This is a genomic window from Microbacterium sp. Bi128 (genome assembly GCF_918698205.1).
Genome location: NZ_CAKKMM010000252.1, coordinates 1 through 5,776, shown reverse-complemented (window position 1 = coordinate 5,776; position 5,776 = coordinate 1). Strand labels below are relative to the sequence as shown.

Annotated in this window: 3 protein-coding genes and 1 pseudogene; 2 read left to right on the top strand and 2 right to left on the bottom strand. The window is 67.7% G+C overall.

Translation table 11 applies throughout. The features are described from left to right. Positions 1-258, top strand: a pseudogene (locus LQV45_RS16230) (MBL fold metallo-hydrolase); the annotation flags it as partial. Positions 259-745: 487 nt separating this feature from the next. Here the strand turns inward: LQV45_RS16230 and LQV45_RS16225 are convergent. Next, positions 746-1,969, bottom strand: a complete 1,224-nt coding sequence (locus LQV45_RS16225; RefSeq protein WP_230007921.1) for a phosphoribosyltransferase — start codon at positions 1,967-1,969, stop codon at positions 746-748. 118 nt (positions 1,970-2,087) lie between these two features. Then, positions 2,088-4,820 (bottom strand): magnesium-translocating P-type ATPase, encoded by a 2,733-nt coding sequence (mgtA, locus tag LQV45_RS16220; RefSeq protein WP_230007920.1) that lies wholly within the window; start codon positions 4,818-4,820, stop codon positions 2,088-2,090. A 244-nt stretch (positions 4,821-5,064) separates the two neighbouring features. On the opposite strand from mgtA, the gene LQV45_RS16215 reads away from it, so the two are divergent. Further along, a partial coding sequence (locus LQV45_RS16215; protein WP_230007919.1) for a GAF and ANTAR domain-containing protein occupies positions 5,065-5,776 on the top strand: 712 nt, incomplete at its 3' end.

The following is a 5,776-nucleotide window of genomic DNA, read 5'->3' as shown; positions in this document are numbered from 1 at the left end:
GACTGGGCCGACGCCCTCCGGCACCTCTCCGCGCTGCGGCACCGCTACGAATTCCTGATTCCCGGCCACGGCGAACCGTGCTCGCACCAGTTCGTCAAGACCATGGCCAACACCATGACCACCGCGGTCCGGCAGGCGATCCAGGCCACCCGGGAAACCCCGGACGATGCCACCAAGGCCATCCCGATCCTGCCGTACGGCCCCGAACAGTCGCGCTGGTTCATCAAGCGCCTGCAGGACACGCGGGCCCACCGCTAGGGATGGCGGGCTCAGGGCGCGCCGGATGGACAACGACGGTAGCCTGTGAGTAACCTCATCTCCGGGTCCCTATCCGCGGGCCCGCTCTCGCCAGCGACCAGCTTGCCCAAGGAATGGGGATCCTCGGGGCTAGCGTCAATGATGTCGCTGCTCTCAGGAGTTCTCACCTGTGACGTTGCCCGGCTATGTCCTTGCGCTGTGCATTTTGTTGGGGAGCCTCTTGATTCTCTCCGCCGTGTTCTACATTCTGCTCCGCACCAGGCGCCGCAGGCACGGACTCACCTCCGTTACTCATCGCTAGGAGCCTTGACAGTGCCGTACATCGACATCAACCCCCACCGGTCCCGCCCCAAGTGGCGCGCCTACGTGGGCCTGGTGCTCCTGGCGACAACAACGATCGCCGTTGTGGTGCTCGCGCTGCGTCGCTGATAGGGGCACTTTACTGCCGCGTCTGCGGGTCCTCGTCAACTGACCACCGTGCCTGCGCCTAGACTTGCTGTTTGGACCAAATCAAACAAGCAACGCAGCGGCCTGCGCTGTGATCCCTGGGGGGAATAGACATGTCCGAACCGGTGGACACCAAAACTGCCAACGACACGATGGCCGCAGAGCAGCCGGATCTCCGCCGCCGGCGGGACCGCCGCGCCGACGGCTCCGACGCCGCCCACAGCGCAGCCCCGGCTCCCGTGCTCGCACCGAAGTACCCCAGAGCGCAGGAGACCGTGTCCGACCGGGTGGAAAGCCAGTCCGTGGCCGAGGACAGCCTGCGGGCCAGGAGTTCGATGTCAAAGACGTTGGCGCGGTGGCGCTCCTCCGCCGGCGTCAGCAGGTCCAGCAGCAGCGTGCCGAGACCGGCCTGCTGCAGGACGCCGGCCACGTACCGGTTCCGGGGGCTGTGGCGGCTGCTGCCGCTGCCATGGGCGAACAGCACCACGGCGCTGGCCGGCACCGGAAGGTGCAGCTGGGCCTGGAGCCGCACCCCGCGGGACGGGATCTCCACTTCCTCGTCGACGTCGGCGGCGTTGTCGGCGCGGGTCGCCGTCGAGGTCCAGAAAGGCGGCGGTGCGGCCTCGACGCGTTTGGCCGCAAGATCGAGCAGGCGCAGCACCTCGTCGTCGTCAGTCGGCGAGAAGTCCCGGTAGTGGTATCCGACGGCGGTGAACTGGCGCGGCGTCGCCAGGCAGACCACCTCGTCCGGTTCCGTCAGGTCGGCGAGGGTCTCGGCGGGGGCAACCGGAACGGCCAGGATCACGCGGGCCGCACCCTGTTTGCGGGCGACCCGGCAGGCCACGCGGGCGGTGGAACCGGTGGCGATCCCGTCGTCGACGATCACCGCGATGCGTCCGGTCAGGTCGTGCCGGGTCCGGCCCTTCCGGAACAGGACCACCCGGTTTTCCAGCACGCCGCGTTCGCGTTCTTCAACAGCCTGGAGTTCCTCACCGCTGACCCGCGCATGGGCCAGGACCTCCTCGTCCAGGACTTTGGCGCCGCCTTCACCGATTGCCCCCATGGCGAGCTCGGGCTGGTAGGGAAGCCCAAGTTTCCGCACCACAATCACGTCCAGGGGAGCATCCAGGGCGGCGGCGACTTCGAAGGCCACGGGCACGCCGCCGCGCGGCAGGCCCAGGACCACAATGTCCTGGCCACGCAATTCCGCCAGACGCCTGCCGAGCTGCCTGCCGGCGTCGACCCTGTCTTCAAAGATGCTCATGGGCTATGGCTTTCAAGTCGAAGCGTGGGCCATCGGCCATCAGTCGTGTGCTGCTGAAACTGGTGCGCTCCTACGGGTTCCCCTAACCCGAACAGGACCAGGTGGCCGCTGCCTCCAACTATCCCCCCGCGCCCGAAACCCTGTGAGGGCCTTTATGCCCGAGTTTGCGTCGACGGCGCCAGCCCGGCCCACGGTGGACGAGCAGCGGCCTGGCCGCCGGGATGCTGAAGCGGGCGGCCCGGCGGGCAATGCGGTGGGTCTGGCCGCGGTGCCGGAGCGCCGGCTCGCGTGAGACAGGCTGCTGGGCGGCCCGGGAGTAGAACCAGACTTTCGCCATTTCCACCAGCACCAGGTACACCACTGCCATCCCGAGCAGGGCGAGGAAGAAAGGCACAGGCAGCGGATCGAAGCCCAGCACGCCGGCCAGGGGCGAGAACGGCAGGTACACCCCGAGGGCCACCACGCCCAGGGATGCCCCGACCAGGCCCAGCGACGGCCTGCTCCGGAAGAAGGGCACGCGCCGGGTCCTGATGACGAAGATGATCAGCGTCTGCGTCACGATGGACTCGATGAACCAGCCGGCCCGGAATTCGCCCGGAACCGCGTCGAAGACGAAAAGCATGAGGGCGAAGGTCGCGAAGTCGAAGATGGAGCTGATGGGGCCAAACAGGAACATGAAACGCCGGATGAAGCCGATGTCCCAGTGCGATGGGGCCACCAGCTGTTCCTTATCCACCCGGTCGCCCGGAATGGCCAGCTGGCCGGCATCGTAGAGCAGGTTGTTGAGCAGAATCTGGCCCGGCAGCATGGGCAGGAAACTCAACACCACGGAGGCCGTGGCCGCGCTGAACATGTTGCCGAAGTTGCTGGACGTGCCCATGAGAACGTACTTGATGGTGTTGGCGAAGATCCGCCGGCCTTCCATGACGCCCTCGGCCAACACCCCCAGGTCCTTGTCGAGCAGCACGACGTCGGCGGCGTCCTTGGCGACGTCGGTGGCGCTGTCGACCGAGATGCCGATGTCCGCGGCATGCAGTGCGAGGGCGTCGTTGACGCCGTCGCCCATGAACCCGACGGCGCCGCCGCTTAGCCGCAGCAGCCGGATGATCCGAGCCTTCTGTTCGGGCGACACGCGGGCGAAGATGCTCGCCTCCCGTGCGGCGGCGGCCAGCTCCGGATCGGACATGGCCTCCACGGCGGCGCCGCTGAGCGTCCCGCCGGAGAGCACGCCGAGTTCGTCACAGACCTTTTCGGCGACCCTGGCGTTGTCGCCGGTGGCGATCTTGACCGTAATGCCGAGCGCCTCGAGCTGGTCAAGGGAGGCCCGTGCATTGGCCTTGGGCCGGTCCAGGAAGATGAGGAAACCGGCAAGGACCAGATCCTTCTCGTCGGGCGGCGTCAGGTCCTCCAGCCCGCCAGCGGGTCGCGTTCCGACAGCCACCACGCGGGATCCGGCGTCGAACTGCTTGTCCAGCATCGCCTGCACGTCCGCCGGCGTGCCCACGCAGAGGGCCAGGACATCTTCCGGCGAGCCCTTTGTGATGATGCGGGCAGGTCCGTTCGCTTCGCGCACCAGCACGCTGGTCCGGCGGCGCTGGTGGTCGAAGTCTATGACGTCCAGGCGTTCGTAGCGCTCCGGCCGGAAGCCCGCCGCGTCGGGTGATTCCCAGAGGGCTGCATCCAGGGGGTTCAGGCCGACCGTAGAGAGCCGCGCCTCGGCGTAGTCGGCCTCTGTCGCCAGCAGTCCGAGCGTGAGCAGCTCAGCGGGCTCGATGCCCGCGCCGACGGGCAGCGCGGCGGTGAAGCTGATCCGGCCCTCGGTCAGCGTCCCGGTCTTGTCCGTGACCAGGATGTCCATGTCGCCCAGGTCCTCGATGCAGACCAGGCGCTTCACCAGGACCTTGCGCCGGGCCAGCTGCCGGGTGCCCGTGGCCAGGCTGGTGCTGACCACCGCGGGCAGCAGCTGCGGAGTGATGCCGACCGCGATCGCCAGGGAGAACAGCAGGGATTCGATCACGGGCCGGTGCAGCAGCAGGTTCGCGACGAAGATGAGCGAGCTCAGTCCGATGGCCACCTGCAGCAGCAGGAAGGAGAACCGCTTGAGGCCCAGCTGGAACTCGGTCTGCGGCTGCCGTTCGCCCAGGCCCAGTGCAATCCGGCCGAATTCCGCCCGGCCTCCGGTGGCTACCACCACTGCCGTGCAGCTGCCGGACTGGAGCACGGTCCCCATGAAGACGCAACTGGTCAGGTCCGCCAGCGGGGCATCCTGCGGCACGGGCGCAGGATCCTTGGCGACCGGCAGCGATTCCCCGGTCAGGATGCTTTCATCACACAGGAGATCCTTGGCCGTCAGCACCCGCATGTCCGCCGGAATGATCGCGCCGATCCCCAGGTGGACGACGTCGCCGGGCACCAGCGCGGTGACGTCGATTTCGCCCGGACTTCCGTCGCGGACGACGACGGCGCGGTGCGTGACGCGGGAATGCAAGGCCTCCGCAGCGCGTTCGGCCCGGTATTCGTTGCTGAACCCCAGCCCGACGCTGACCAGCAGGATCACGCCGATGACGATCGCGTTCGTGGCGTCCCCGAGAAACAGTGAAAGCCCGGCGGTGATGAGCAGGAGGAGCAGGATGGGGCTGGCCAGCTGCCGGCCCAGCACCGCCCACCCGCTGGCCATGTGGGTCCGCACCGCATTCGGGCCCATTTCCGTCAGGCGCCTGCCCGCTTCGGCACCCGTCAGTCCATTCCCGCCCGAGCCCAGCTCGTCCAACACGGCGGCAACAGGCCGGCCCGCGGCGCGGGCGATCGCCAGCGGGGCGGAGGGTAAGTCCTTGACGTCCAGCTCTGGCATACGGAATCCGTTCGCGATATTTCGCCTAAGGCACAGCTTATGCCCGGGACGAACGGTTCAGGAGCCGTCCGGCCCGGAGCCCTGTGTGGAACCTGCGTTTCCCGGATGTATATACTCTCCCGGTACGGTTTTGCAGCGAGCCGTTGGATTGTTCTTCGATCCGGCCGCTGCCGTATCCGCCCCTTGCCGCGGTGGGAAGCTCGGCCGGGTCGTCTTGACCTGAGTGAAACGGCACAACAGATAAGTGGTCAGCGAGTCAACCGCAAATTCAATAAACCAGCAGCTGCATGAACTGGTGCTCAGCAGCTCCGACGTCGAGGACTTCCTCTGGGAGCTGGCCCGCGTATCCGCGCGCAGCCTGTCCGAGCCCGGGGACGAGATCCTGTGCGGCATCACGCTCCTGCGGGAAAAGAAGGCGGCCACCGTCGCGAGCAGCAGCCCCGCCGCGCAGGCCATGGACGAAATCCAGTACACCTTCGGTGACGGCCCTTGCATGACGGCTTCCCGGGAACAGGTAACCGTCCACGTTGAGGACCTTGAACTCGATGGCCGTTGGCCGCAGTACGCCGCGGCGGTGCGGGGGCACGGCTTCCGGTCGATCCTGGCGCTGCCGTTCCTGCTGGAAGGCGAGACCCGGGCCGCCCTGAACCTCTATTCGCACCGGCCGGGCCGGTTCGATCACCGCGCCACGGAGCTGGCCCGTGACTTCGTCCACCAGACGTCCATGGCCCTGCGCCTCGCCGTCCGGTTCGCGCACAGCAGCGATACAGCCGCCAACCTCAAGGCCACCCTGGAGACGCGGACCGTGATCGACGTCGCCGTCGGCATCATCATGGCGCAGAACCGCTGCAGCCAGGACGAGGCGTTCGAGCTCCTGAAGTCGGCCTCGAGCGCCCGGAACATCAAGCTCCACGCCGTCGCGGCCGGGGTGGTCGAGTCACTCGGGCAGGGCCCCA

What these genes read in the sequence shown, in the direction of transcription:
- LQV45_RS16225 (WP_230007921.1), bottom strand. Translation starts at nt 1,969, where the DNA reads ATGAGCATCTTTGAAGACAGGGTCGACGCCGGCAGGCAGCTCGGCAGG.
- mgtA (WP_230007920.1), bottom strand. Translation starts at nt 4,820, where the DNA reads ATGCCAGAGCTGGACGTCAAGGACTTACCCTCCGCCCCGCTGGCGATC.